22 protein-coding genes, 1 tRNA gene and 1 riboswitch are annotated in these 25,174 nt (G+C 71.0%); of the genes, 11 read left to right on the top strand and 12 right to left on the bottom strand.

Translation table 11 applies throughout. From position 1 onward, the window contains the following. Window positions 1-52: 52 nt before the first annotated feature. A riboswitch (SAM riboswitch) is annotated at window positions 53-146 on the top strand. A 218-nt stretch (window positions 147-364) separates the two neighbouring features. From ACZ7CH_RS17370 to ACZ7CH_RS17395, 6 genes are all read left to right on the top strand, one after another. Then, the gene (locus ACZ7CH_RS17370) at window positions 365-1,363 is read left to right on the top strand and encodes a methionine ABC transporter ATP-binding protein (protein WP_360385843.1); all 999 of its coding nucleotides are present in this window, start codon (window positions 365-367) and stop codon (window positions 1,361-1,363) included. Beyond that, window positions 1,360-2,043, top strand: coding sequence for a methionine ABC transporter permease (locus ACZ7CH_RS17375; RefSeq protein WP_360385845.1), 684 nt, complete (start codon window positions 1,360-1,362; stop codon window positions 2,041-2,043). The genes ACZ7CH_RS17370 and ACZ7CH_RS17375 overlap by 4 nt, the downstream gene beginning before the upstream one ends. Before the next feature lie 28 nt (window positions 2,044-2,071). Further along, window positions 2,072-2,872 carry a MetQ/NlpA family ABC transporter substrate-binding protein gene (locus ACZ7CH_RS17380; RefSeq protein ID WP_360385847.1) on the top strand — a complete coding sequence of 267 codons (801 nt, stop codon included), beginning with the start codon at window positions 2,072-2,074 and terminating at the stop codon, window positions 2,870-2,872. Window positions 2,873-2,929: 57 nt separating this feature from the next. Continuing rightward, window positions 2,930-3,892 carry a 4-(cytidine 5'-diphospho)-2-C-methyl-D-erythritol kinase gene (locus tag ACZ7CH_RS17385; protein WP_360385849.1) on the top strand — a complete coding sequence of 321 codons (963 nt, stop codon included), beginning with the start codon at window positions 2,930-2,932 and terminating at the stop codon, window positions 3,890-3,892. A gap of 186 nt (window positions 3,893-4,078) precedes the next feature. After that, window positions 4,079-5,845, top strand: a complete 1,767-nt coding sequence (locus tag ACZ7CH_RS17390; protein ID WP_360385851.1) for an ABC-F family ATP-binding cassette domain-containing protein — start codon at window positions 4,079-4,081, stop codon at window positions 5,843-5,845. Window positions 5,846-5,956: 111 nt separating this feature from the next. Continuing rightward, window positions 5,957-6,364, top strand: coding sequence for a hypothetical protein (locus ACZ7CH_RS17395; RefSeq protein ID WP_458429447.1), 408 nt, complete (start codon window positions 5,957-5,959; stop codon window positions 6,362-6,364). 64 nt (window positions 6,365-6,428) lie between these two features. On the opposite strand, the gene ACZ7CH_RS17400 is transcribed toward ACZ7CH_RS17395, so the two are convergent. Beyond that, complete coding sequence (locus ACZ7CH_RS17400; RefSeq protein ID WP_470374327.1) at window positions 6,429-7,763, bottom strand: DivIVA domain-containing protein; 1,335 nt, start codon at window positions 7,761-7,763, stop codon at window positions 6,429-6,431. Window positions 7,764-7,863: 100 nt separating this feature from the next. On the opposite strand from ACZ7CH_RS17400, the gene ACZ7CH_RS17405 reads away from it, so the two are divergent. Continuing rightward, window positions 7,864-9,477 carry a fatty acyl-AMP ligase gene (locus ACZ7CH_RS17405; RefSeq protein ID WP_470374328.1) on the top strand — a complete coding sequence of 538 codons (1,614 nt, stop codon included), beginning with the start codon at window positions 7,864-7,866 and terminating at the stop codon, window positions 9,475-9,477. On the opposite strand, the gene ACZ7CH_RS17410 is transcribed toward ACZ7CH_RS17405, so the two are convergent. The 9 genes from ACZ7CH_RS17410 to ACZ7CH_RS17450 form a co-directional block, all read right to left on the bottom strand. Further along, window positions 9,474-9,788 carry a hypothetical protein gene (locus tag ACZ7CH_RS17410; protein WP_470374329.1) on the bottom strand — a complete coding sequence of 105 codons (315 nt, stop codon included), beginning with the start codon at window positions 9,786-9,788 and terminating at the stop codon, window positions 9,474-9,476. The genes ACZ7CH_RS17405 and ACZ7CH_RS17410 overlap by 4 nt on opposite strands. Before the next feature lie 35 nt (window positions 9,789-9,823). Next, window positions 9,824-10,402 carry an aminoacyl-tRNA hydrolase gene (gene pth / locus ACZ7CH_RS17415; protein ID WP_360385859.1) on the bottom strand — a complete coding sequence of 193 codons (579 nt, stop codon included), beginning with the start codon at window positions 10,400-10,402 and terminating at the stop codon, window positions 9,824-9,826. Then, complete coding sequence (locus ACZ7CH_RS17420; RefSeq protein ID WP_470374330.1) at window positions 10,392-10,898, bottom strand: DivIVA domain-containing protein; 507 nt, start codon at window positions 10,896-10,898, stop codon at window positions 10,392-10,394. Before ACZ7CH_RS17420 ends, pth begins: the two co-directional genes overlap by 11 nt. 62 nt (window positions 10,899-10,960) lie before the next feature. Then, window positions 10,961-11,566 carry a 50S ribosomal protein L25/general stress protein Ctc gene (locus ACZ7CH_RS17425; protein WP_360385863.1) on the bottom strand — a complete coding sequence of 202 codons (606 nt, stop codon included), beginning with the start codon at window positions 11,564-11,566 and terminating at the stop codon, window positions 10,961-10,963. A gap of 299 nt (window positions 11,567-11,865) precedes the next feature. After that, entirely contained in the window at window positions 11,866-12,837 is a 972-nt protein-coding gene (locus ACZ7CH_RS17430; protein WP_360386664.1) for a ribose-phosphate diphosphokinase, read from the bottom strand. Window positions 12,838-12,851: 14 nt separating this feature from the next. Next, window positions 12,852-14,321, bottom strand: coding sequence for a bifunctional UDP-N-acetylglucosamine diphosphorylase/glucosamine-1-phosphate N-acetyltransferase GlmU (glmU, locus tag ACZ7CH_RS17435; protein WP_360385865.1), 1,470 nt, complete (start codon window positions 14,319-14,321; stop codon window positions 12,852-12,854). A 47-nt stretch (window positions 14,322-14,368) separates the two neighbouring features. Continuing rightward, on the bottom strand, window positions 14,369-16,111 hold the full coding sequence (locus tag ACZ7CH_RS17440) for a GGDEF domain-containing protein (protein ID WP_360385867.1): 1,743 nt from the start codon (window positions 16,109-16,111) through the stop codon (window positions 14,369-14,371). After that, window positions 16,082-16,152 (bottom strand) — tRNA-Gln (locus tag ACZ7CH_RS17445). Before ACZ7CH_RS17445 ends, ACZ7CH_RS17440 begins: the two co-directional genes overlap by 30 nt. A gap of 100 nt (window positions 16,153-16,252) precedes the next feature. Then, window positions 16,253-17,392 carry an alpha/beta hydrolase family protein gene (locus ACZ7CH_RS17450; protein ID WP_470374331.1) on the bottom strand — a complete coding sequence of 380 codons (1,140 nt, stop codon included), beginning with the start codon at window positions 17,390-17,392 and terminating at the stop codon, window positions 16,253-16,255. A gap of 73 nt (window positions 17,393-17,465) precedes the next feature. Between ACZ7CH_RS17450 and ACZ7CH_RS17455 the strand changes: the two genes are divergently transcribed. Then, window positions 17,466-18,065 carry a TetR family transcriptional regulator gene (locus ACZ7CH_RS17455; RefSeq protein ID WP_458434252.1) on the top strand — a complete coding sequence of 200 codons (600 nt, stop codon included), beginning with the start codon at window positions 17,466-17,468 and terminating at the stop codon, window positions 18,063-18,065. 123 nt (window positions 18,066-18,188) lie between these two features. On the opposite strand, the gene ACZ7CH_RS17460 is transcribed toward ACZ7CH_RS17455, so the two are convergent. Together ACZ7CH_RS17460 and ACZ7CH_RS17465 are read right to left on the bottom strand one after the other, a co-directional pair. Then, window positions 18,189-19,298, bottom strand: coding sequence for a PQQ-dependent sugar dehydrogenase (locus ACZ7CH_RS17460; RefSeq protein ID WP_458429440.1), 1,110 nt, complete (start codon window positions 19,296-19,298; stop codon window positions 18,189-18,191). A gap of 7 nt (window positions 19,299-19,305) precedes the next feature. Continuing rightward, complete coding sequence (locus ACZ7CH_RS17465) at window positions 19,306-19,638, bottom strand: DUF4291 family protein (RefSeq protein ID WP_470374449.1); 333 nt, start codon at window positions 19,636-19,638, stop codon at window positions 19,306-19,308. Between the two features lie 95 nt (window positions 19,639-19,733). Between ACZ7CH_RS17465 and mfd the strand changes: the two genes are divergently transcribed. Genes mfd through ACZ7CH_RS17480 form a run of 3 tightly spaced genes read left to right on the top strand, consistent with a single transcriptional unit; the run spans window position 19,734 to window position 25,160 of the window. After that, the gene (mfd, locus tag ACZ7CH_RS17470) at window positions 19,734-23,288 is read left to right on the top strand and encodes a transcription-repair coupling factor (RefSeq protein ID WP_360385873.1); all 3,555 of its coding nucleotides are present in this window, start codon (window positions 19,734-19,736) and stop codon (window positions 23,286-23,288) included. A gap of 13 nt (window positions 23,289-23,301) precedes the next feature. After that, window positions 23,302-24,243, top strand: coding sequence for a hypothetical protein (locus ACZ7CH_RS17475; RefSeq protein WP_360385875.1), 942 nt, complete (start codon window positions 23,302-23,304; stop codon window positions 24,241-24,243). Further along, window positions 24,240-25,160: a nucleoside triphosphate pyrophosphohydrolase gene (locus tag ACZ7CH_RS17480; RefSeq protein WP_470374332.1), complete on the top strand. Its 921-nt coding sequence runs from the start codon at window positions 24,240-24,242 to the stop codon at window positions 25,158-25,160. The genes ACZ7CH_RS17475 and ACZ7CH_RS17480 overlap by 4 nt, the downstream gene beginning before the upstream one ends. The last annotated feature ends 14 nt before the right edge of the window (window positions 25,161-25,174 follow it).

Below are 25,174 nucleotides of genomic sequence, written 5' to 3' on the forward strand. Positions count from 1 at the left end.
ACGAATCCGAATCTGGCTTGCGCAACCGAACGTCCGTCCGGTTGACTGCTAACTGCCATCCGGAGCGACTGAGAGACCTGGCTCTACGACGTCGCAGCAACCACCCGCTGGATGCGGGCAGGTGCTAACGCCAGGACCGATGGAGGATCACGTGGGTACCTCGCGAATGCTGACGCGCCGTCGAGTCGTCGACCAGTGCCGTCGCACCGCTTCTGCATGTCGTCGCCACCTCGTCTAAGGCGCCTTCTCAAAGTCCTTTGACGCGCACTCGGTCGCTGAGTGGCGCACACACCTGAGCAGAACTTCGACCGCGCACCCCCGCACAACGGGAGCGTGCGCCGTCGCGCGCAGCCGTGGAGCAGAAGTGATCACTGTCGAAAACCTCACCAAGTCCTTCCAGGGTGTCAACGCGCTGAACGGCGTCACCCTCGACGTCCAGGCCGGCACCGTGCTCGGCGTCGTCGGCCCGAGCGGCGCCGGCAAGTCCACGCTGGCCCGCTGCGTCGCACTGCTGGAGCGCCCCGACTCGGGTGCGATCCGCGTCGACGGCACCGACATCACCTCGCTCGACGGCTCGGCGCTGCGTGCCGCCCGCCGGCAGATCGGCGTTGTGCCGCAAGGGGACTCGCTGCTGCGGCAGCGGACCGCGGCCGGCAACATCGCGTTGCCGCTGGAGTCCGCCGGCGTGCCGGGACCGCAGCGGCGCACCCGCGTGGGCGAGTTGCTGGACCTCGTCGGGCTCACCGACAAGGCCGCCGCGTACCCCGACCAGCTCTCCGGCGGGCAGCGCCAGCGCATCGCCGTTGCGCGCGCCCTCGCCGCCAACCCGTCCGTCCTGCTGGCCGACGAGCCCACCAGCGCACTCGACCCGGAGACCACCGGGTCCGTGCTGGCGGTGCTCGACCGTGCGCGCGCAGAGCTGGGTGTGACCGTCCTCGTCGTCACGCACGACATGGGTGTGGTCCGCAAGATCTGCGATGACGTCGCGGTCCTGGAGCAGGGCCAGGTCGTCGAGCACGGCAAGGTGCTCGACCTCGTCAACAACGCCGCCAGCCGCACGAGCTCCGCGCTGCTGCCCGCCGTCGACCTGAACCCGATCAACGAGAACGCCTACGACCGCGTCGCGGACGTCGTGCTCGTCGGGTTCGCCGCGGTCGGCGCGCTGCTGCCCGAGGCCGCGCACCGGTTCGGCGTCGAGCTGAACATCGTCGGTGGCGGGCTCACCCGCCTCGGCGAGACCCCCGTCGCGCGGTTCCGCCTCGGCCTGAACGGCGAGCGGTCCGACTCGGCGCTGGAGTGGATCGGTGAGGCCGGCGGCGCGGTTCAGAGGTCCCTGAAGGGGCCGCAGGGAGTAGCTGCGTGAGGTCTGCAACACCCTGGTCCGACGTGGTGAGCTACCTCGTCGAGGCCACCGGGGAGACGCTGTACATGGTCGGCGTCTCCACCGTGATCGCCACAGTTCTCGGAGTTCCCGTCGGGGTCTGGCTGCAGCTCACCGCCAAGGGCGGGCTGCGGCCGAACGCCGCGGTGCACAGGGCCCTCAGCTTCGTCACCGACCTGGGCCGCTCGATGCCGTTCATCGTGCTGCTCGTCGCCCTCACGTCCGTGACCCGCCTGATCGTCGGCGGGTCCATCGGCAGCACGGCGGTCATCGTGCCGCTGGCCGTGGGAGCGATCCCGTTCGTCGGGCGGCTCGTGCAGAACATCCTGTCCGAGGTGCACGTGACCGTGGTCGAGGCCGCGATCACGACCGGTGCCTCGACGCTCAGGATCGTGCGCAGCGTGCTCATCCGCGAGTCGTTGCCGGCGCTCATCAACGCCATCGGCGTCACGGTCATCGCCCTCATCGGCTACTCGGCCATGGCGGGCGTGATCGGCGGCGGTGGCCTCGGCGACCTGGCCATCCGCGAGGGCTACCAGCGCTTCAACGACCGGATCCTGTGGAGCACCGTGGCGTGGCTCGCCGTGCTCACCACCGTGATCCAGTTCGGCTTCACCCGTGCCGCCCGTGCGTCGGACCGACGCCGGCACGCCTCCGTCTGACCCAGTAGCAATTCTCAAAAGGAACGTCATGCGCATTCGTGCTGCCCTCATCGCTGCCGCTTTGACCGGTTTGACTGCTCTGTCCGCCTGCTCGTCCGGTGGTTCGTCCGCTTCGGACACGCTGAAGGTCGGCGTCTCGCCGGTCCCGCACGCGCAGATCCTCAAGTACGTCGCCGACAACCTCGCGGCGTCCAAGGGCCTGAAGATCGAGGTCGTCGAGTTCACCGACTACGTCCAGCCGAACACGGCACTGGTCGACGGCTCGCTCGACGCCAACTACTTCCAGACCGTCCCGTACCTGGCGACGTTCACGAAGGAGAGCGGCGCGAAGGTCGAGTGGGTCGAGGGCGTGCACGTCGAGCCGCTGGGCCTGTACTCCAAGAAGGTCAAGAAGGTCGACGAGCTGCCGCAGAACGCCAAGGTCGCGGTCGCCAACGACGCCACCAACGAGGCCCGCGGCCTGAAGCTGCTGGAGGCCAACGGCCTGATCAAGCTCAAGGCCGTGGACCAGCCGACCGTCCGCGACGTCGCGGAGAACCCGAAGAACCTGCAGTTCGTGCCCCTGGAGGCGGCCCAGCTGCCGCGCTCGCTGGAGGACACCGACGCCGCGGTGATCAACGGCAACTACGCCATCGACGCGCAGCTCAAGCCCGCCACCGACGCGCTGGTGCTGGAGAAGGCCGAGGGCAACCCCAACGCCAACGGCCTCGTCACCCGCAGCGAGCTCAAGGACGACAAGCGGATCAGGGACCTCGCCGAGCTGCTGGCGTCGCAGCAGGTCAAGGACTACATCAAGCAGACCTTCAACGGCTCCGTCATCCCGGTCTGAGGCCCGTGGTGACCGGGGGAGGAGTCCGCACACGCCGATCGCCCGTAGGCTGACGAGGTGCTCGCTGTCGTTCCCCCTCCGGTCACGGTCCGCGTCCCGGCCAAGGTCAACCTGCACCTGGCCGTCGGCGACGTGCGACCGGACGGCTACCACGACCTGGTGACCATCTTCCAGGCGCTGTCCCTGGCCGACGAGGTCACCGTCGCCGTCGCGGACGAGCCCGGCGTCGAGGTCCACGGCGAGGGCGCCGACCAGGTGCCCACCGGTGCCGGCAACCTCGCCTGGCGTGCCGTGCGGCTGCTCGCCGCCCACGTCGGCAAGGACCCGGACGACCCCAAGGTCCGCGTCGTGATCCGCAAGGCCATCCCCGTCGCCGGCGGCATGGCCGGTGGCAGCGCGGACGCCGCGGCCACCCTGGTCGGCCTGGCCGCGCTGTGGCGGCTGGAGATCAGCCGCGACGAGCTGGCCGAGCTGGCCGCGAAGCTCGGCGCCGACGTCCCGTTCTGCCTCTACGGCGGCACCGCGCTCGGCACCGGCCGCGGCGAGCGGATCGTGCCGGTGCTGGCCCGCCACCAGTTCCACTGGGTGCTGGCGTTCGACCGGCGCGGACTGTCCACGCCGGACGTGTTCGACGAGCTCGACCGGCTGCGCACCGAGGGCGACCCGCCCCGCGTCGGCGCGGTCGAGGCGGTGCTGGAGGGCCTGTCCTCCGGTGACCCGCGCCAGCTCGCGCTGCTGCTGGGCAACGACCTGCAGGCCGCCGCCGTCTCGCTGCGGCCGAACCTGCGCCGCACGTTGCGCGCGGGCGTCGACGCGGGCGCGCTGGCCGGCATCGTGTCCGGTTCGGGCCCCACGACGGCGTTCCTGTGCGAGGACAACGACACGGCCGTGCGCGTCGCCGCCGAGCTCGCGGGCGCGGGTGTGTGCCGGACCGTGCGCGTCGCACAGGGCCCGGTGCCCGGTGCGCGGGTGATCACGACCGAGGAACCGAAGCCCACCCCTCCCGAGGTCCACGCCTGACCCCCGCCCTCCGTTTTCCGCATCTCGGAACTCACGCGGGGAGCTTTCGTACCCTCTACGAGTACGCAAGCTCCCCGCGTGCACTTCGGGGGTTACGTGGGGTCCCCGCGTGCGGTCGGGGAGCGGGGGCGTTGGCGGTGCTGGGTAGCCTTCACCGGGCAGTTTCTTACGAGTCGTGAGGTTTTGATGGCCAATCTGGTCAACCTGGAGTCCGTGTCGAAGTCGTTCAGCGTCCGGCCGCTGCTCGACGGCGTGTCGCTCGGCGTCAACGAGGGCGACCGCATCGGCGTCGTCGGCCTGAACGGCGGCGGAAAGACGACGCTGCTCGAGGTGCTGGCCGGGGTCGAACCCGCCGACGACGGCCGGGTGTCGCGCTCGCGCGACCTGCGGATGGCGGTCGTGACGCAGCGGACCGAGCTGCCGGAGGGGTCGACCGTGCGCAACGCGGTCATCGACCCGCTCGGCTTCGACGCCGAGCACGAGTGGGCCTCCGACGCGCGTGTTCGGTCCATTTTGGACGGACTCGGCATCACGGCGCTGGGCCTGGACTCCGTGGTCTCCACGATGTCCGGTGGCGAACGGCGCCGGGTCGCGCTCGCGGCCGCGTTGATCCAGGACCTCGAGCTGCTCGTGCTGGACGAGCCCACCAACCACCTCGACGTCGAGGGTGTGCGGTGGCTCGCCGAGCACCTGCTGGCCCGCAAGTGCGCGCTCGTCGTCGTCACCCACGACCGGTGGTTCCTCGACACCGTCTGCAACCGCACGTGGGAAGTGGTGCAGGGCAAGGTCGAGCAGTACGAGGGCGGGTACGCCGACTGGATCTTCGCGCGCGCCGAGCGGCAGCGGCTCGCGGACGCGGCCGAGGAGAAGCGGCAGAACCTGGCCCGCAAGGAGCTCGCGTGGCTGCGCCGGGGCGCTCCCGCCCGCACGTCGAAGCCGCGCTACCGCATCGAAGCCGCCGAGGCGCTGATCGCGGACGTGCCGCCGGTGCGCGACACCGTCGAGCTCGTCGCGTTCGCGAAGAAGCGGCTGGGCCGCACGGTGGTCGAGGTCGAGGACGTCACACTGTCCATTCCGGACCGTGTGCTGGTGCGCGACCTGACGTGGCGGATCGGGCCCGGCGAGCGGATCGGCCTGGTCGGCGTCAACGGCTCCGGCAAGACGACGCTGCTGCGGCTGCTGGCCGGTGAGCGCGCACCCGAGACGGGTAAGCGGATCCAGGGTCAGACCGTGAAGATCGCGCACCTCTCCCAGGAGCTGCTCGACCTCAACGGGTCCATGCGCGTGCTGGAGGCGATCGAGGAGGTCGCACGCCGGGTCGTGCTCGGCAAGTACGAGATGTCCGCGTCCCAGCTGGGCGAGCGGTTCGGGTTCTCGTCGCAGAAGCAGTGGACGCCGGTGTCGGACCTGTCCGGTGGCGAGCGGCGGCGGTTGCAGCTGTGCCGGCTGCTGATGGCCGAACCGAACGTGCTGCTGCTCGACGAGCCGACCAACGACCTCGACATCGACACGTTGCAGCAGCTGGAGGACCTGCTCGACTCGTGGCCGGGCACGCTGGTCGTGATCTCGCACGACCGGTACCTCGTCGAGCGCGTGTGCGACAAGGTCGTGGCGCTGTTCGGCGACGGCGGCCTGACCGACCTGCCCGGCGGCATCGAGGAGTACCTGCGGCGCCGCGACTCGGTGCGCGACCGGCAGTCGGCCGCTCCCGCGGCGGAGAAGGCCCCGTCGAACGCCGCGGACCAGCGTGCCGCCCGCAAGGAGCTGGCCCGGCTGGAACGGCGGCTGGAGCAGCTGCACAAGAAGGAGGCCGAGCTGCACGCGGCGCTCGCCGAGGCGGCCACCGACCCCGACCGGCTGCTGAAGCTCGACGCCGAGCTGAAGTCCGTGCTGGCCGAGGAGTCCGACGTCGAGGCCGCCTGGATGGAAGCCGCCGAGGCCGTCGAGGGCTGACCGCAAACAGAACGGAATCCTTACGGGCGCTGCCGGAGGCTCGCCAGCCGGTCCCGCACGGCACCAGACTCACCGGTGATCCACTGCGAACGGATGGAGAGTGCGGATCCCATGGGTGTGAAGGTGTTGTGGAGCAGGCGGATCGTCGCGGCGGCCAGTGTGCTGGCGGCGACCGGGGCGTTGACCCTGGCCGGTGCCGGCACCGCCGCGGCGGCCGACACGCTGCGCTACAGCGTGTGCATCAGCAAGGGCAGCAGCGCCAGGGCCCAGATCGTGTTCCTCGGGTCGCACGGCGCGTCGGGTGAGGCGGCTCCCGGGTACTGCGCGTCGGTCGACAAGGGACGCGGCCTGCTGTTCAAGGTCAGGACGCGGACGTTGTCCGGCCAGTGGAAGGAAGACGGCAAGTTCTACAGCTCGGCCGACAAGCACCCGTGCGTGACGGCCTGGAGCCGCAACGGCGGCACGGACACCGCGTACGGCATCAGCTACTTCTCCTCGCCCAACTCCCTGTGCGGCTGAGAGCGTCTGCAAGTACCACCAACTGCGAGTCGGTAGTACTTGCAGACGCCGGCAGCAACAGGGGTCAGCGGCCTCGGCGGCGCAGTTCGTCGGCCAGCTGGGGCAGCAGCTCGTCGATGAACGACGTGTCGTAGCCCTGACCGGTCAGCAGCGCGTAGCTGAAGCGGGTCTTCACGACCTCCTCGGAGGTCGCCCCCAGCATGCCGTCGAGCGCGACGCCGATCTCCTCCAGCACCCGGTCGACCTGCGCGGTGCGGTAGCCGCGCTGGCCGGACGCCGCCTGCGGGATGCGCAGCTGGCGCAGGTCCTTCCACGACTTCACCTGCGGCATGCTGCGCACCGGCCCGGAGAGCTGCTGCTCGATCTGGGCGAGGAACGCGTCCACCTCGGTCTCGTCGTACCCGCGGCGGCCGATCAGCGGACGGGAGAAGCGGACGTCGCGGACGTCCTTGCCCGTCAGGTTGTCCTGCCCCAGCAGGGTCGCCTCGATGCGGTCGAGGAAAGCGTCCACCTGGGACTCCTGGTAACCGCGGCGGCCACGGGGAGGGCGGTGGAACGCGACGTTGCGGATGTCCTTCGCGGTGAGCTTCCCGTCCGCAACGGCCTCGGGGCGCGCTGAGGCGGGCAGTGCGGCCTGCGGCTGCACCGGCGGGGCCAGCTGCGGACGTGGTGCCGCCGGGGGCTTCGGTGCGGGCTGCTGCCGCGGCGGCGGTCCCTGGAGCAGCGGGCGCTGCTGCGGCAGCCGCGCCGTCGGAGGGGCCGCGGGTGCGGGCGGGGGAGCGGTCTCGAACATGAGCACGACCAGGTCGAGGAAGGTGTCGACGTCCTCGGAGTCGTAGCCGAACGTGCCGGGAGCGGTCTCACCGAACACCGCGTCCTGCACCTGCTGGGCGGTCAGGTTGTCCTCGCCGCGCAGGGTGGCCTCGATGCGGTCGAGGAACGCGTCGATCTGGCCCTCGTGGTACCCGCGGGTCCCCGGTCTGGGCTTGTGGAAGCGCACGGCGGCAACGTCGTCGGGGGACAGTCGCACCGCGGGCCTGAGCGCCTGCGACGTGGCGTGCGCGCCCTGGGCCGGTGCGGCGGCCTGCTGGCGTTGCGGAGTGGACCGCAGCGTGTCCGCCACCAGCTCCATGAACACGTTGACCTCGTTCACGTCATAACCCGGATCACGGGTCGCCGTGCGGAACCTGACGTTCAGCACGTCCTCGCGCGTGAGGATGTCCTTGCTGCGCATGGTGTCCTCGACCCGGTCGAGAAATGCGTCCACCTCAGCCGCGTCGTAGCCGCGCCGCCCCTGCGGGGGGCGGTGGAACGCGACGAGCGCCACGTCCTGCGCGGAGAGCAGAGGTGCCGGATGCGCGGGCAGACGATGCTGCGCTCCGGGGCCGCCCCGATCCACCAATGACCTCCTCCTGCGTACCTGTACTCGGGAGTATCGCGTTTCGCGTGGCACAACGTTTCGCCCTGATGGACCAAAGGCCGCCACTACGATCACGAACATGAGTCAGTTCGTGGATGTGATGCTGGCGACGGCCGCAAACGGCAGGGACAGGGGCATGACGACGGGGGAACCCGCCGCGCCCGTCCGCCGGACCTGGGCCGAGGTGCACGAACGCGCCCGGCGGGTGGCCGGTGCGCTCGACGTGGCGCCGGGCACCGCGATCGCAGTGCTCGCCGCCGAACCCGCCGCCATCGCCCCGGCCGTGCAGGCCGCGTGGCTGTGCGGCGGCAGCGTCACGATGTTGCATCAACCCACACCGCGCACCGACCTGGCCGAGTGGGCCGAGGACACGGTGCGGGTGCTCGCCATGATCGACTCGCGGCTGGTGCTGCTCGGCAGCCCGTTCGACGCGCTGGCCCCCGTGCTGGAGCAGCACGGGATCGCCTACCGGAAGCTGTCCGAGCTCGACGGCGAGCCGATCGAAAACCCTGTTCCCACCTCCGAGGATGCCACCGCACTGCTGCAGTTGACCAGTGGTTCCACGGCCGACCCGAAGGCCGTGCGGATCACCCACCGCAACCTCATGTCGAACGCGCTCGGAATGCGCGAGGCAGCGGCGCTGGACCCCGAGTCCGACGTGATGGTGTCGTGGCTGCCGCTGTTCCACGACATGGGGATGGTCGGCTTCCTGACCGTGCCGATGCTGTTCGGCCTGGAGCTCGTGAAGGTCACGCCGGTCGACTTCCTGGCCCGCCCCACCCTGTGGGCGGACCTCATCACCCGCCACCGGGGCACGATCACCGCCGCGCCGAACTTCGCCTACGCGATCGTGGCCCGCCGCCTGGCGTCCTCGTCCGACTCGTTCGACCTGTCGACCCTGCGCCTGGCGCTCAACGGCGCCGAGCCGATCGACCCGGCCGCCGTGAAGTCGTTCATCGACGCCGGTGCCCGCTTCGGCCTGCGCCCGGAGTCGATCCTCGCCGCCTACGGCATGGCCGAGACCACGCTGGGCGTCGCCTTCGCACCGCTGGACACCGGCCTGGAAGTCGACGTCGTCGACGCCGACGAGCTGGAGGCCTCACGCCAGGCCGTGCCGTCCGAGACGGGCCGCGCCTACCCGCTGCTGGGCCCGCCGCTGCCCGGCCTGGAACTGCGGGTCGTCACCGACACCGGTCAGGTCATGGGCCTGCGCGGCGTCGGCGAGATCCAGCTCCGCGGCGACGCCGTCACCCCCGGCTACCTGACCGTGGACGGTCCACTGGCGACGCAGGACGCCGAGGGCTGGCTGTCCACCGGCGACCTCGGCTACGTCGTCGAGGACGGCCAGGTCGTCGTCTGCGGCCGCCGCAAGGACGTCATCATCATGGGCGGCCGCAACATCTACCCCACCGACGTGGAACGCGCCGCGTGCTCCGTCGAGGGCGTGCGCGCGGGCAACGCGGTTGCCGTGCGGCTGGACGCCGGAACCCAGCGCGAACGCTTCGCCGTGGTCGTCGAGTCGAAGCTCGCCGGCGACGCGGACGCGGAGAAGGGGCTGGTCAAGGAGATCACGGCCCGCGTGGTCGACGCGGTCGGGTTGCGGCCGTTCTCCGTCGTGGTGCAGCCGCCGGGGACGTTGCCGAAGACGCCGTCGGGCAAGCTGCGGCGGTCCGCGGCGGCCGCACTGGTCTAGTAGAGGTCATCGAGTTCGTCGAGTCGCCTGCGCAGCTCCCGCGCGCTCGTGCGGGGGAGCGCGCAGGCGACGGCGTCGAGGAGGTCGCGGGCCCTGAACGGATCTTCTTCCGGGTAGTGGTCCCACTCCCACGGCGTCTCGTCCATCCACCGGTGCCGTGCCGGAGAGGCGAGCCAGCTGGTCCAGACGCGGAGCGCGAGCTCGACCGAGCCGGGGCTGAGGTAGTTGCGGGAGCGTTCGACGCGGCCCAGGTCGGCGAGGAGCCGGCCGGACAAGCCCTTGAGCACGTCGGGGCGGCGCTTACGCGGCATGGCCCTTTCGGTTGGTCATGCGCTCAGCGCACGGCTCAGTGGAAGGCGTTTTGTGCGGCTTCCAGGCCCTTCGAGATGAGGGCCTCCGTCGCGTCCGCCGCCCGGTCGATCTCCAGGGCGAGCTGCTTGCGTTCGACGGTGGAGAAGTCCTTCAGCACGTAGTCGGCGGGGTCCATGCGGCCCGGCGGGCGGTCCACGCCGAAGCGCACGCGGTGGTAGTCCTTGGTGCCCAACGACTTCGTGATGGAGCGGAGTCCGTTGTGGCCGTTGTCGCCGCCGCCGAGCTTCATCCTGACCGCGGCGAACGGGAGGTCGAGCTCGTCGTGGACGACGACGATCAGGCCCGGCTTGTAGAACTTCGCCGCGCTGGAGACGGGGCCGCCGGAGAGGTTCATGAAGCTGCGCGGCTTGGCGAGGACGACGCGGCGGCCGGACAGGCGGCCCTCGACGACCTCGGCGCCGGACTTGTGGGCCTTGAACTTGCCGCCGACGCGGGCGGCCAGCTCGTCGAGGACGAGGAAGCCGATGTTGTGGCGGTTGCCCTCGTACTTCGGGCCCGGGTTGCCCAGGCCGACGATCAGCGCGAGGCCGTCTCGGGCGAGCTCATCGTCCACGGAAGCGCAGCTCCTGCTCGATCTCGTCCAGCAACGTGTCCACGGCCTGCACCTGGTACCCGCGACCCAGCAGACCGGACGTGGTGCTGAACCGGGTGTTGCGGACCTCGGTGGAGGTCATCGCGCCCCTGCCGTCCAGGTTGGCCGCGGCACGGGCGAGGAAGGCGTCGACCTCGACGCGATCGTAGCCGGTGCTCGACCTGGGGATCTTGCGCGCCGTCAGGTCCGCGCCGGTGTTCAGGCCGGTCGGCGGCACGACGCCGTTGCGGACCTGGAACTCCAGCAGGTGCAGCAGCTCGTCCACGGCCTGCGGGTCGTAGCCGTTGGGCACCGCGGCGAACCGGACGGTCTGCACGTGCTCGGGGTTGAGGCGCATCCGGCCGGCCAGCGCGTCGGCGATGATCAGCAGGAACTCGTTCACCTGGCCGGGGTCGTAGCCCTGGCGCTTGCGGCGGAACGTGCGACCGCGGATCTCGGCCGGACTCAGGTACTGCAACGGCGCGCCTCCCCCCTCGTGAGGGGGTGGCGCGCCGTGTGTCCGGCCCGACGTGATGGGGCTCAGCTCTCCTCGGTGGCCTCGGCCGGGGTTGCAGCGGTGTCGTCGCCCTCCATCTGAGCCGCGGACGGCGCCTCGTTGACGGCGACGACGAGAGCGTCGGCGTCAGTGATCAGGGCGGCGCCTTCCGGCAGCGTCAGGTCACTGGCGTGGATCTGCGTGCCCGCGGCGACGTCGGCGATCGACAGCTCGATCTGCTCCGGGATGTTCATCGCGTCGGACTCGATCTGGATCGTGCTGAGGTCCTGCGTCAGCAGCGTGCCCGAAGCGGGCTCGCCCGAGATGACCAGCGGCACCTCGACGGTGACCTTCTCGCCGCGCTGGACGAGCAGCAGGTCGACGTGCTCGATGTAGTTCTTGATGGGGTGCGTGGTGACGGTCTTCGTCAGCGCCAGCTCACTACCGCCGTCGAGGGCGAGGGTGAGGACGGCGTTCTGACCGTGCTCGCGGACGACACGGGCGAACTCGAGCGCCGGCAGGGCCAGGTGCTTCGGGTCGGAACCGTGGCCGTAGAGGACCGCGGGGATCTTGCCGGCGCGACGGGTACGGCGGGCGGCGCCCTTGCCGAATTCGGTGCGCTGCTCAGCGGCGAGACGAACCTCGGACACGGTGGGGTACTCCTTACAAGTCTGGCCTTGTACGTCGGGGCGGTGCACAAGTATCAGCGGTTGAGGCTTGGGGTGGTGGCCAGCGGCGGCGAGCAGCGCGGAAACGGTCAACACGCGCGGCATCAAGCCACCGCGTCGATCACGCCGAGCTGTGGAGCTCGCCCTCGCCGAGGCAACCCGACCAGTGTAGGTGAGTGGCGTCGACAGGCCTAATCGGGGGGTCCTCGCGAACGCACGCGGGGACCTTTCGTACTCCCAGACGGTACGAAAGGTCCCCGCGTGCGGTCAAAGAACGGAGGTCAGGCGTTGCCGTCGAACAGCGAGGTGACGGAGCCGTCCTCGAAGACCTCCTGGATCACGCGCGCGAGCAGCGGCGCGATGGACAGCACGGTCATGTTCGGGAACCGCTTCTCCGCCGGGATCGGCAGGGTGTCGGTGAACACGACCTCGCGGGCACCCGAGTCCTGCAGGCGCTGGGTGGCAGGGCCGGAGAGGATGCCGTGCGTCGCGGCGATGACCACGTCGGCGGCACCCTCGCTGAGCAGCTGCTTCACGGCGCCGGCGATGGTGCCGCCGGTGTCGACCATGTCGTCGATCACGATGCAGAGGCGGCCCTCGACCTTGCCGACCACGCGGTTCGAGACGACCTCGTTGGGTCGCAGCGGGTCGCGGGTCTTGTGGATGAACGCGATCGGCGCGCCGCCGAGCGTGTCCGCCCACTTCTCGGCCAGCTTGGTGCGGCCGGCGTCGGGGGAGACGACGGTGAGCTCGTGGCCCGCGTACTTGCCGCGGATGTGGTCCGCGAGCAGCGGCATGGCCCACAGGTGGTCGACCGGGCCGTCGAAGAAGCCCTGGATCTGGGCCGTGTGCAGGTCGACCGAGACGAGGCGGTCGGCGCCGGCGGTCTTGAACATGTCCGCGATGAGGCGGGCGGAGATGGGCTCGCGGCCGCGGTGCTTCTTGTCCTGCCTGCCGTAGGGGTAGTACGGCAGGATCACGGTGATGCGCTTGGCCGAGGCGCGCTTCAGGGCGTCGACCATGATCAGCTGTTCCATCAGCCACTGGTTGATGGGCGCGGTGTGCGACTGGATCACGAAGGCGTCGCAGCCGCGGACCGACTCCTCGAAGCGGACGAAGATCTCGCCGTTCGCGAAGTCGTAGGCCTGCTGCGGGGTCACGGTGACGTTGAGGTGCTTCGCGACCTCTTCCGTCAGCTCCGGGTAGGCACGCCCTCCGAAGAGCATCAGGTTCTTCTTCGGTGTGCCGGGCATCTGCGGGTTCACGGTCAGCGACCCTCCTCAGTCTTCTCGGAATTCTGCTGCGCGAGTGCCGCGGCAGCTGCCTGGGCGGCTGCCGTGCCCTCGCGCCGGCTGATGACCCAGCCTTCGAGGTTGCGCTGTGGGCCGCCGGACACGGCGAGCGCGCCCGGTGGGACGTTGCGGCGCAGGACCGTGCCCGCGCCGGTGTAAGCACCATCGCCCACCGTCACCGGCGCTACGAACATGTTGTCCGAGCCGGTGCGGCAGTGGGATCCGACGATCGTGCGGTGCTTGTTCACCCCGTCGTAGTTGACGGTTACCGATGCTGCACCAATGTTGCTGTGATCACCGATCGTGGCGTCACCGATGTAGGACAGGTGGGGGACCTTCGAACCCTCGCCGATCGTCGAGTTCTTCGTCTCGACGAACGTGCCGATCTTGCCCTTGACCCCCAAAGACGTGCCGGGGCGCAGGTAGGCGAACGGGCCGACGCTCGCGCGCTCGCCGATGACCGAGTCGCTGCCGTGCGTGCGCACGACCGACGCGCCGTCGCCCACCGTGACGCCGGACAGCGTGGTGTCCGGGCCGACCACGGCACCGGCGCCGATCACCGTGCCCGCGCGGAGCTGCACGTTCGGCTCGATCAGCGCGTCCTGGCCGATCCTCACGTCCGCGTCCACCCACGCCGAGGACGGGTCGACGAACGTGACGCCGGAGCGCAGGTGGCCCTCGACGATCCTGCGGTTCATCTCGGCGCCCACGGCGGCCAGCTGCACGCGGTCGTTGATGCCCTCGACCAGCCAGCGGTCGGACGCGACCAGCGCGCCGACCCGCAGGCCGTCGCCGCGGGCGATGCCGAGCACGTCGGTCAGGTACAGCTCGCCCTGGGCGTTGTCGGTCGACAGCCGCGACAGGCCGTCGCGCAGCACGGCGGCGTCGAACGCGTACACGCCCGAGTTGATCTCGGTGATCAGCCGCTCGGTCGCGGAGGCGTCCTTCTGCTCCACGATGCCCTGCACGGTTCCGTCGGGGTCGCGCACGATCCGGCCGTACCCGGTGGGGTCGTCCACCACGGCGGTCAGCACGGTCACGGCGTTGCCGGCGGCCGAGTGCTCGGCCAGCAGGGCCCTGAACGTCCCGGTGTCGAGCAGCGGGACGTCGCCGTAGCTCACGACCACGGTCCCGCCCAGGTCGTGGGGCAGCTCCGCCAGACCGCAGGAGACCGCGTGCCCGGTGCCCTTCTGCTCGGCCTGCACGGCGACGGTGACCTTGCGGCCCAGCGCGCCGGACAGCGCCTCCAGGTGCTCGGTGACCGCTTCACGGCCGTGTCCGACGACGACGGCCAGGTGGTCGGGGTCTGTGCCCGCCGCCGCACGCACCGCGTGTTCGACGAGAGACCGTCCGGCGATCCGGTGCAGCACCTTCGGCGTGGACGACCGCATGCGGGTGCCTTCCCCGGCGGCGAGCACGACCGTGCTGACAGGGCCTTCGAGCATCAATGCTCTCCCTAACAGGCTGGGTGGTTCGAAGTCCGCGGACCAGCCTAAGCCTCCGCGGAGGGCTCCCCCGCCACGGCCGCGACCCGGCAGCCGCCCTGGCGCTTCGCCACGTACATCGCCGAGTCGGCCCTCGACAGGGCCTGGTTGGCGGATTCACGCGGGCGCAGCGAGATGACGCCGACCGACAGCGTCACCCCGCGGGAGAGGTCGATTGGCAGGCCTGCCACCGCATCCACCGCCCGTCCGAGCGCGGCCTCCGCGGCGTGCAGGGGTGCTCCCGGCAGCAGCACCACGAACTCGTCGCCGCCGTAGCGGGCCACCATGTCGTCGCCGCGCAGGGCCTGGCGGAGTGTGCTGGCAATCACCCGAAGAACATCATCACCCTCGGCGTGGGAATGCCGGTCGTTCACGCCCTTGAACCCGTCGAGGTCCACCAGCGCGACCGAGAACGGGTAGACCTCGCCCGAGATGAGCTCGCGCATCTTGTCGTCGAGCGCGCGCCGGTTCGGCAGCCCGGTCAACGGGTCCTGCAATGCCTGCTGCGCGATCGCACCGTGGGTGCGCGTCAGCCGTTCGTGTTCACGTCGCGTCGTCAGCGTGGCGACCCGCGACTCGCGCATCTGCCAGAGCTCCAGCTCCAGCGCCGCGTTGTAGGCCTCCAAAGCGGACGTCGTGTGTGGACCGCAGAGGTGCGCGTACTCGCGTTCGAGCGACAGCAACAGCGACGGTTCCGACGTGTCGTGCTCCATCTGCGTGCGGGTGTCGCCGAGCACCTTCAGCGCGTCGTCCAGCCGGTTGGCCTCGACCAGGCACCGGGCCAGCGCTATCGCGACGATGATCAGCTCCCGCGCGTACATCGACAGCCCGCGCAGCGACCACAGCCGGTCGAGGTGGTCCTCGCTCGGGCGGGTCAGCGCCTGCGCGGCACCGAGGATCGGCACCTGCTCGGCGGCGTCGAGGTCGCGCCGGCCGGGGTGCAGCGACTGCCGGAACGGCACCTCCGCGGCCTCGGCGAGCCCGGCGGCGACCCGGAACTGCTCGTCGGCCTCCTGCCGGAAGTTCACCCGTTCGAGGCGCAGGCCCCAGCCGATCCGCAACCGCGTGCGGTTCACCAGGTGCACGTAGATCTGGTGCGGCTGGCCGCTCTCCCACAGCGCGTTGTGCGCGCGGGCCAGCACGTCGTCGGCCATCTCGTAGACGCCCAGCTGGGTCAGCACCAGCGCGATGTCCTGCAGCGTCGTGGCCAGCAGCTGGTCCCACGTGCGCTTGTCGAAGACCGGGTCGGGCTCCGGCTCCTCGTCGAGCATCATCGCGAGCGCCGCCGCGATCTCGGTGAGCGCCTTGTCCTCGGCGTTGCCCAGCAGGAACCGGCGGCCGCGCAACGCCCGCGCGTCCGCCTCCAGCACGATCAGGCCGTGCCGGCGGCAGTGCGCGAGCATCTCGTCGAGCTGCGGGTCCGACATGTCGACCAGGCCGGGCGTGACCAGCCGGACCACGGCGGCGGCGCGCAGCAGCTGCGCGACGATGCGGGGCTCACCGCGGCCCTGCGCCTCGGCCAGGATGTGGTCGATCTCGTTGGCCGCGTCGAGCTGCGCGGCGAGGTGGCTGCTCTGGGCCACGGCGACGAGCTCGCTCGCGCGGCCCACCAGCCACGCGTCGGACATCTCGTGGTGGCGGCGGCCCACGTTGCCCTGCTCGTCGACCGTCTCCTCGGGCAGCTCCGCACCTCCTGAAGACCCACGCGAACCAGTGTCCAGCTCCGCCACCAGGATTCGAACCTGGACCATCGGAACCAAAATCCGAGGTGCTGCCTTTACACCATGGCGGAACGGACGAGCCGGAGCCCGTCCTGCGCACATGTTGTCACGAGACCCGCTCCGCTTGTCCAACCACCACTCGACCGGCCGTGGCGGTGATCCGCCGCGAGATCACCGCCGCACGCCGATCGTGCTGGTCAGGAAGTCGCCGAGCTCCCTGCGGTACGTGTCCGGCGCCACATTCCATCCCGAAGTGTGGTCGGCACCGGGGATCTCCACGTACCGCAGCGGCCACCCGAGACCGCCCGCCGCGGCGGCGAGGTCGCGCGAGGACTGCGCGGGCACGGTGCCGTCCGCGGTGCCGTGGAGGACCAGCGTCGGGGGCTTGACCGCCGGTGGGTTGCGGACCAGGTCGAAGCGGTCGAAGTCGAGGTCGGCGCGCCAGCCGGAGACCAGCTCGGCGACCGGTGTGAGCCACGTGGGCACGCCCCGGTTGCGCGCTTGCAGGTCCAGCGTCTTCGACCAGCTGGTGACGGGGGAGTCGAGCACGACCCCGCTGACCGCGGCGGCCGTGCCGGAGCGGGCCAGGGTCTGCCCGACGATCGCGCCGCCCATCGACCAGCCGTAGAGCACGACCTCCCGCGCGCCCCTGCCCTGCGCGTACCGGATGGCCGCCTCGACGTCGCGCCACTCGGTGTCACCCAGGTGGTAGAAGCCGTCGGGGGAGGCGGGGGCGCCCGCGTCGTTGCGGTAGGTGATCAGCAGGACGGGCAGCCCGGCGCTGTGCAACTGCGGAACCACGCGCAGCGCCTCCTCCCGCGACGCGCCGCGGCCGTGCACGGTGACGACCCACGTGTCGCTGTTCTCGGCCGGCACCAGCCACGCGGGCATCTCGCCGAGCTCACCGGGCACTCGGACCTCGCTGTAGGTCAGGCCCAGCGTGGTCCTGGGGTCGCCCTCGTAGACGTCGGTCTCGATGCGCACCCGCGTGCCCTCCGGCGGCGCGGTGCCCTCCAGCAGCGGGCGTTCGACGCGGCCGTTCCGCGTCGCGGCCACGTCGCCGACCTTGGCGCTGCCGCCCGGCCAGACGAGGCCGAACGTGCCGGCCAGGGTGGACAGCCTCGACTCGGCCAGCACGACGGTGTCGCCGTCCCCGCCGAGGGAGGTCTCCGGGTACCGCTGCGGCACCTCGGCCGGTACCAGCAGCTCATCGCTGTAGTACCAGCCGATGCCGCCCAGCGCCGCCGTGACCAGCAGGAGAAGGGACAGCAGCGTGGCTGCGGTGATCCGGATGATCTTGCGTCTGGCCATGGCCAGATCATCCACCGCCGCGGGCCGGACCGTGAGCCCGGCCACGTACGCTGGCTCGGTGGCACGGGTCAGGATGACGGGCGGGGAACGCCGCGAGCAGCTCCTGGACGTCTCCCGCTCCCTGTTCGCCGAGAAGGGCTTCGAGGCCACCTCGGTCGAGGAGATCGCGCACCGCGCCGGCGTCTCGAAACCGGTCGTCTACGAGCACTTCGGCGGCAAGGAGGGCATCTACGCCGTCATCGTCGACCGCGAGATGCGCCGCCTGATGGACCTGATCAGCACCGCGCTGGTGGTCGGCAGCCACCCGCGTGAGCTGCTCGAACAGGCCGCCTGCGCGTTGCTCGACTACATCGAGGGCTCGACCGACGGGTTCCGCATCCTGGTGCGCGACTCGCCCGTCGCCTCCACCTCCGGCACGTTCTCGTCGCTGCTGAACGACATCGCCTCGCAGGTCGAGCACATCCTCGCCCTGCACTTCGCGGAACGGGGCTACGACCGCGGGCTCGCGGGGCTGTACGCGCAGTCGCTGGTCGGGATGGTCGCCCTGACCGGGCAGTGGTGGCTGGAGGCGCGCAGGCCGAAGAAGGACGAGGTGGCGGCGCACCTGGTCAACCTCGCCTGGAACGGCCTGTCGGCGCTGGAGCACGAGCCCCGGCTGCGGTCCCGTTCCTGAGAGGGCGAAACGGAACGGGCCCCGCGCAGCGATGTCCCGGGTGGACGCACCGCGCCGTACGTCGAGGGGTCGAGCGGCACGGCGGTGGCCACGTGGTGGAGAGGGCCCGCGGTGCTGCGGGCCCTAGGCGGCCCCGGTGAGCTTGAGCAGCTTGTCGCCCGACCCGTTCGACGTCGTGACGTAGAGCGCCCCGTCGGGTGAGGTGCGGGCGGCGCGCAGCCGGCCGTACCGGTCGTTCAGCTCCTCGGGGATGCTGACGTCCCGCACCTTCCCGGCCTCGTCGAGGGTGAACAGCAGCAGCTTCGAGCCCTTCAACGCGGTGATCGCGAGCTTGCCGCCCCAGAACGCCGCCTGGCAGATCGCCTCCGTCGGCGACCCGGACGACCACACCGCGGGCACCGCGTCCGGGAACCGCTGCAGGTCGGTCATCGGCACGGACTCGTCGTACCCGCCCTGCGTGCCGCCCTTGGACGGGTCCCACCCGTAGTTGCCGCCCGCCTTCAGCAGGTTGACCTCGTCGTCGACCGACGGCCCGTGCTCGCTGGAGAACACCTGGTCCGTGCCCGGCCGGAACGCGACGCCCTGCACGTTGCGGTGCCCGAAGCTGTGGACCCGCCGCTCGTTGGCGTCGGCCGACGACTCGAACGGGTTGCCCTTGGCGCCCTCGCCGGTCTCGGGGTCGATCCGCAGCACCTTGCCGCCCAGGCTGGTCCGGTCCTGCGGGTTGCGCCCCTGCGCGACGTCACCGGTGGCCACCCACATCGCACCGTCCGGCCCGAGCGTCGGCCGGCACCCGGAGTGCCGCCCGCTGGAGTTCGACGGCATGCCGGTGAGCAGGTCCTTCGCCTTCGTCGCCTTGGTGCCGTCGAGCCGGTACGTCACCAGCCGGACGTCCCCGGTCGTGTTGTAGCAGGTGGTGAAGCGCTGCCCGTCCGGGTGGACGACGAGGCCCATCAGGCCGCCCTCGCCGCGCGCCTGCAGGTCGGTCAGGTCGATGTCGACCGGCGTGACCTGGCCGTTCTTGACGAGCTTGAGCGTGCCGGGGCGTTCGGTGACGAGCACAGAGCCGTCCGGCAGGAAGCCGAGGTCCCAGGCGTGCTGGAACCCGCCCGCGACCTCCTCCACCCGGAGGCCCTGCGGCGCGGGGGCCTTCGACGGCGCGGTGCCGCCCGGTTCGGGGGAGGAGCAGGCGGCGAGGGCCAGGACCGAGACAGCAGCAACGAGTGCGCGCATGTCCCAACTATGCGTTTTGTGCCGTTGCGGCGCCGTAAGGCCGCTCGATCGGCAGCAGAGCGCGTGCCGTGTCGTCGTCGTTCGCGCGGACCGCCGCGTGCACCTCGCGCGCAAGGCCGGTCACGTCCGTGATGCTGACCGTCCACTCGGTGATCCACACGGCCGGCACCCGCTCCAGCTTGAACGGCGGCACGAACCGTTGCGCCGCAACGGTCGGACCGGCGATCGCGGGCGAGCAGGCCTGGTGGACCACGATGGTCTGGTCGTCGAAGCCAGCCCTGATCCGTCTCTTCCCCGCGCACCCAGCGTGACCGCTCGACCCCCGCCGGAGCCACCCGATGAGTGGTCGCGGAACGGGCTATGGTGGGCAGCCGAGACCCCTCGCCCCAGGCAGGGGTCTGTCTGGCGTCTCCCACTCGACGGGGTTTGGAAATCATGCCGCTGCTCGGCCTGCTCGACGGTGTCCTGCCCGACAAGGCCCTCCGCACGTTGATCGACTCCGCCGGTGTGCCCGAGCTGGCGCTCGACGGCCCGTTGGCCGCTCGCCCGCTCGTGGCCGCCGCGCTGTCCACCGTCCGGCCCGTCCTGGCCGTCACCGCGACCGGCCGCGAGGCCGAGGAGCTCACCAACGTCGTCCGCGACCTCATCGGCCACGACCGGGTCGCGTTCTTCCCGAGCTGGGAGACGTTGCCGCACGAGCGGCTCAGCCCGCGCGCGGACACCGTCGGCGCGCGGCTGCAGGTGCTGCGCAGGCTCAGGCACCCCGAGGGCAACCCGATCAAGGTGCTGGTCACGACGGTCCGCAGCCTCATCCAGCCGATGGCGCCCGGCCTGGGCGACCTCAGGCCGGTGCACCTGGTGGTCGGCGAGGAGCAGGACTTCGCCGAGCTCGTCACGCGGCTGGCCGAGAACGCCTACACCCGCGTCGACATGGTCGAGAAGCGCGGCGAGTACGCCACCCGCGGCGGCATCCTCGACATCTTCCCGCCCACCGCCGAGCACCCCTACCGCGTCGAGTTCTGGGGCGACGAGGTCAGCGAGATCCGGCCGTTCTCCGTGCAGGACCAGCGGTCGCTGCCCGAGGAGGTGCAGGAGTTCGTCGCGCCGCCGTGCCGTGAGCTGCTGCTGACCGACGACGTGCGGCACCGCGCGGCCGAGCTGGCGCAGGAGCACCGGTCGGACGCGCACCTGGCGGAGATGCTGGAGAAGATCTCCGGCGGCATCGCGGTCGAGGGCATGGAGGCGTTGATCCCCGCGCTGTGCCCCGGCGAGCTGCAGATGCTCACGGACGTGGTGCCCAGGGGCACGCACGTGCTGCTCAACGACCCGGAGAAGATCCGCGCCCGCGCCGCCGACCTGGTGCGCACCGGCCAGGAGTTCCTGGAGGCGTCGTGGATGGCGGCCGCGGGCGGCGGCAAGGCGCCGATCGACCTCGGGCGCAGCGCGTACCAGGGGATCGGTGAGGTCTCCGAGAGCGCGCGGGCCGGCGACCGTCCGTGGTGGACGCTCAGCCGGCTCACCACCGACGCCACCGACGTGGTGCACCTCGACGTCAAGCCGGTCGAGGCCTACTCCGGCGACGTCGAGCGCGCGTTCGCGGACCTCAAGGCGCACACGGCGACCGGCGGCGCGGCCGTGCTCGTCGTGCCCGGCGCCGGCACCGCGCACCGGGCCGAGGAACGGCTCAAGGAGGCCGAGGTCCCGGCCGTCTGCGTCGAGTCCCTCGACGAGGCGCCGAAGGCAGGCCTGGTCACGGTCGTGCGCGGTGCGCTCGAGGACGGCTTCGTGCTGCCGGACCTCGCGCTGGTCGTGCTGACCGAGACCGACCTGACCGGTGGCCGCGGCGGCACGTCCACGAAGGACATGCGCAAGATGCCGTCCAAGCGGCGCAACGCGGTCGACCCGCTGGCGCTCAAGGCCGGCGACTTCGTCGTGCACGAGCAGCACGGCATCGGCAAGTACGTGGAGATGGTCCAGCGCACCGTCGCCGGAGCGACCCGCGAGTACCTGGTGCTGGAGTACGCGTCGTCCAAGCGCGGTCAGCCCGGCGACCGGCTGTTCGTGCCGACCGACCAGCTCGACGAGGTCAGCCGGTACGTCGGCGGTGAGCTGCCCACGCTCAACAAGCTCGGCGGCAGCGACTGGAAGAACACGAAGTCCAAGGCGCGCAAGGCGGTCAAGCAGATCGCGGCCGAGCTGGTGCAGCTCTACGCGGCCCGGCAGTCGGCGCCCGGCCACGCGTTCGCGAGCGACACGCCGTGGCAGCGCGAGCTGGAGGACGCGTTCGCGTTCACCGAGACGCAGGACCAGATGGCCGCGATCGACGAGGTCAAGGCCGACATGGAGCGCGGCGTGCCGATGGACCGCGTCATCTGCGGTGACGTCGGCTACGGCAAGACGGAGATCGCGGTGCGCGCGGCGTTCAAGGCCGTGCAGGACGGCAAGCAGGTCGCGGTGCTGGTGCCGACGACGCTGCTGGCCCAGCAGCACCTCAACACGTTCTCCGAGCGCATGCGCCAGTTCCCGGTGAACATCAAGGGCCTGTCCCGCTTCACCGACCCGCAGGAGTCCGAGCAGACCGTCGCGGGCCTCGCGGACGGCGCGGTCGACATCGTCATCGGCACGCACCGGCTGCTGCAGAAGACCGTGCGGTACAAGGACCTCGGCCTCGTGATCGTCGACGAGGAGCAGCGGTTCGGCGTGGAGCACAAGGAGCACATCAAGGCGCTGCGCACGCACGTCGACGTGCTGACCATGTCCGCGACGCCGATCCCGCGCACCCTGGAGATGTCGCTCGCCGGCATCCGCGAGATGTCGACGATCCTGACCCCGCCGGAGGAGCGGCACCCGATCCTCACCTACGTCGGCGCGTACGACGACAAGCAGGTCGGTGCCGCGATCCGCCGCGAGCTGCTGCGCGACGGCCAGGTCTTCTTCGTGCACAACCGGGTCTCGTCGATCGAGAAGGCCGCGCGCCGCATCCGCGAGCTGGTGCCGGAGGCGCGGGTCGTCACCGCGCACGGCCAGATGAACGAGGACAAGCTCGAAAAGATCATCCAGGGCTTCTGGGAACGCGAGTTCGACGTCCTCGTCTGCACCACGATCGTCGAGACCGGTCTCGACATCTCCAACGCCAACACGCTGATCGTCGAGCGCGGCGACCTGCTCGGCCTCGCCCAGCTGCACCAGCTGCGCGGTCGCGTCGGCCGCGGCCGCGAACGCGGGTACGCGTACTTCCTCTACCCGCCCGAGACGCCGCTGACCGAGACCGCGCACGACCGGCTCGCGACGATCGCGCAGAACACCGAGCTGGGAGCCGGCATGGCGGTCGCCATGAAGGACCTGGAGATCCGCGGCGCCGGCAACATCCTCGGCGCCGAGCAGTCCGGTCACATCGCGGGCGTCGGCTTCGACCTGTACGTGCGCCTGGTCGGCGAGGCGGTCGAGGCGTTCCGCAAGCACGCGGGCGCCGACGGCGGTGCCGAGGAGGAGGAGCTCGCCGAGGTGCGGGTGGACCTCCCGGTCGACGCGCACATCCCGCACGACTACGTGCCCGGCGAACGGCTGCGGCTGGAGGCCTACCGCAAGATCGCGGCCGCCGCCGACGAGGCCGCGCTCCAGTCCGTCTGGGACGAGCTCAAGGACCGCTACGGCACGCCGCCGGAGCCGGTCGAGCGCCTGCTCGGCGTGGCCAGGCTGCGGCACACCTGTCGCCGCCACGGGGTCACCGAGGTGATCGCGATGGGCCAGAACATCCGGTTCGCGAAGCTGGAGCTGCTCGACTCGCAGCTCGTCCGGCTGCGCCGGCTGTTCCCCAAGGCCGTCTACAAGCAGGCGGTGGGCACGGTCACCGTGCCTAGGCCGACGGAGGGAGCGGCGGGCGGCCGGATGGGCGCACCGCAGCTGCGGGACCAGGAGCTGCTCGACTGGTGTGGCGCGTTCCTCGGCTCTCTGGCGGGGACTCCCGTGACCGGAGTCACCACGGCGTGAGAGGCTGATCCCCGTGAGCACTGTTCTGAAGCGTTTCTCGCTGGTCGGTGTTGCTGTGGCCCTGCTGGCCACCGGATGCGCCGCCGGGCCCGCGAAGGCCGGTTCGGCCGCGATCGTCGGAGGTCAGGCGATCGATCTGAAGACCGTCCAGGATCGCACCATCACGGTGCTCAAGAAGGAACCCGCCGCCCAGCAGATGCAGGACCAGGGCAAGCTGGACCAGGTCTCGCGGCTCGTGCTGGCCGACGAGATCACCCACAAGATCGCCGAGTACGCCGGGCAGCGCGAGAACATCTCGGTCGACGAGACCAAGGTGTACGACGCGATCCAGGAGCGCGGCGGTCCGGAGGAGGCGGCCAAGCAGAGCGAGCAGGACGCCACCACGATCCACCGCCGCCAGCGCGACGCGATGATCATGGGTGAGCTGGCCCGCCGCAACCTCTCCACCCTCCAGATCACGATCGACTTCTTCCAGGTCAAGGACCCGAAGGAAGCCAAGGACAAGGCCAGGGAGGCCGCGGCGGACCCGGCGAAGTTCGCCAGGTTCGTGCAGGAGGCGCCGCGCACCTCCAGCGGTCAGCAGGCCTCGGCCACGAACCAGAAGGTCCGCGTCTCCGAGAACGCCTCGCTCGTGCACACCATGCTGTGGGGCGTGAAGCCCGGCACGGTCGTCGCGTTCCCCGCCGACGAGCAGCAGGCCAGCTGGATGGTCGCGCTGGTCAAGGAGCGCACCACGGTCCCGGCGACGCCGGGCGAGGACGAGCTGGCCGACCGGATGGACCCGCGGCTGCTCGCGGCGTTCGGCCTGCGGATCGCCCAGTTCCACGCGGCCGACCTCGACATCGAGGTCAACCCCCGCTACGGCGTGTGGGACCCGACCGGTGCCACCGTCGTCGGCAAGGCCGGCGAGCAGGCCGGTTTCGTCGGCGTGAGCGCGAACCAGAAGAAGTCTTGATCACCGTCGTCGTCCTCGGCGAGCGGCTCGGCGCCGTGCTCCCTGCTGCCGCCCTGCCCGCGTTGCGCACGGCCACCGCCGTGTACGCGGGCGAGGGCGTGCCGGTGGAGTCCTGGTCGGCGTACGGCGTCGACGGGGCCGCTCCCGAGGTGCCGGAAGACGGTGCCGTGGTGCTGACGACCTCCTCCGCCGCCTACCCCGGCTCCACCGTGATCACCACGCCGGAGCCGCTGGGTGCCGGGCTGCTCGACGCGGCCGCGGTGATGCACCGGCTGCGGTCGCCCGGCGGGTGCCCGTGGGACGCCGAGCAGGACCACGACTCGCTGCGCCAGTACCTGGTCGAGGAGACGTTCGAGCTGCTCGAAGCCATCGAGGACGGCGACAGGGCAGCGATGCGCGAAGAGCTCGGCGACGTGCTGCTGCAGGTGCTGTTCCACGCGCGCGTCGCGGCGGAGCACGCGGAGGACCCGTTCGACATCGACGCGGTGGCCGCCGAGCTGGTCGCGAAGCTGGTCGGCCGGCACCCGCACGTGTTCGAGGGCCACGACCCGGCCGTGCACGACGCGACCTCGCAGGAGCACCGCTGGGAGGAGCTCAAGCAGGCCGAGAAGCGCCGCGAGTCCAGTGTGGACGGTGTGGCGCTCGGTCAGCCGGCGGTCGCGCTCGCCGCGAAGCTGGTGCAGCGCACCGGACGCGCCGGTCTCCCGGTCGACCTGCTGCCCGAAGGCGACGACACGGGCACGACGTTGTTCGCCGTGACCGCACTGGCCAGGCTCGCCGGTGAGGACCCGGAGACGGAGCTGCGCCAGGTGTGCAGGCAGTTCGCCGCCAGGGTGCGGGATGCCGAAGCGAAAGCACGGGCCGAAGGTCTGGAATCTGTGACAGCGGAGGACTGGCGTCGCTTTTGGCCCTCCTGAACCGGTGACGGTGG

Source organism: Lentzea sp. NPDC037011, from assembly GCF_055607425.1.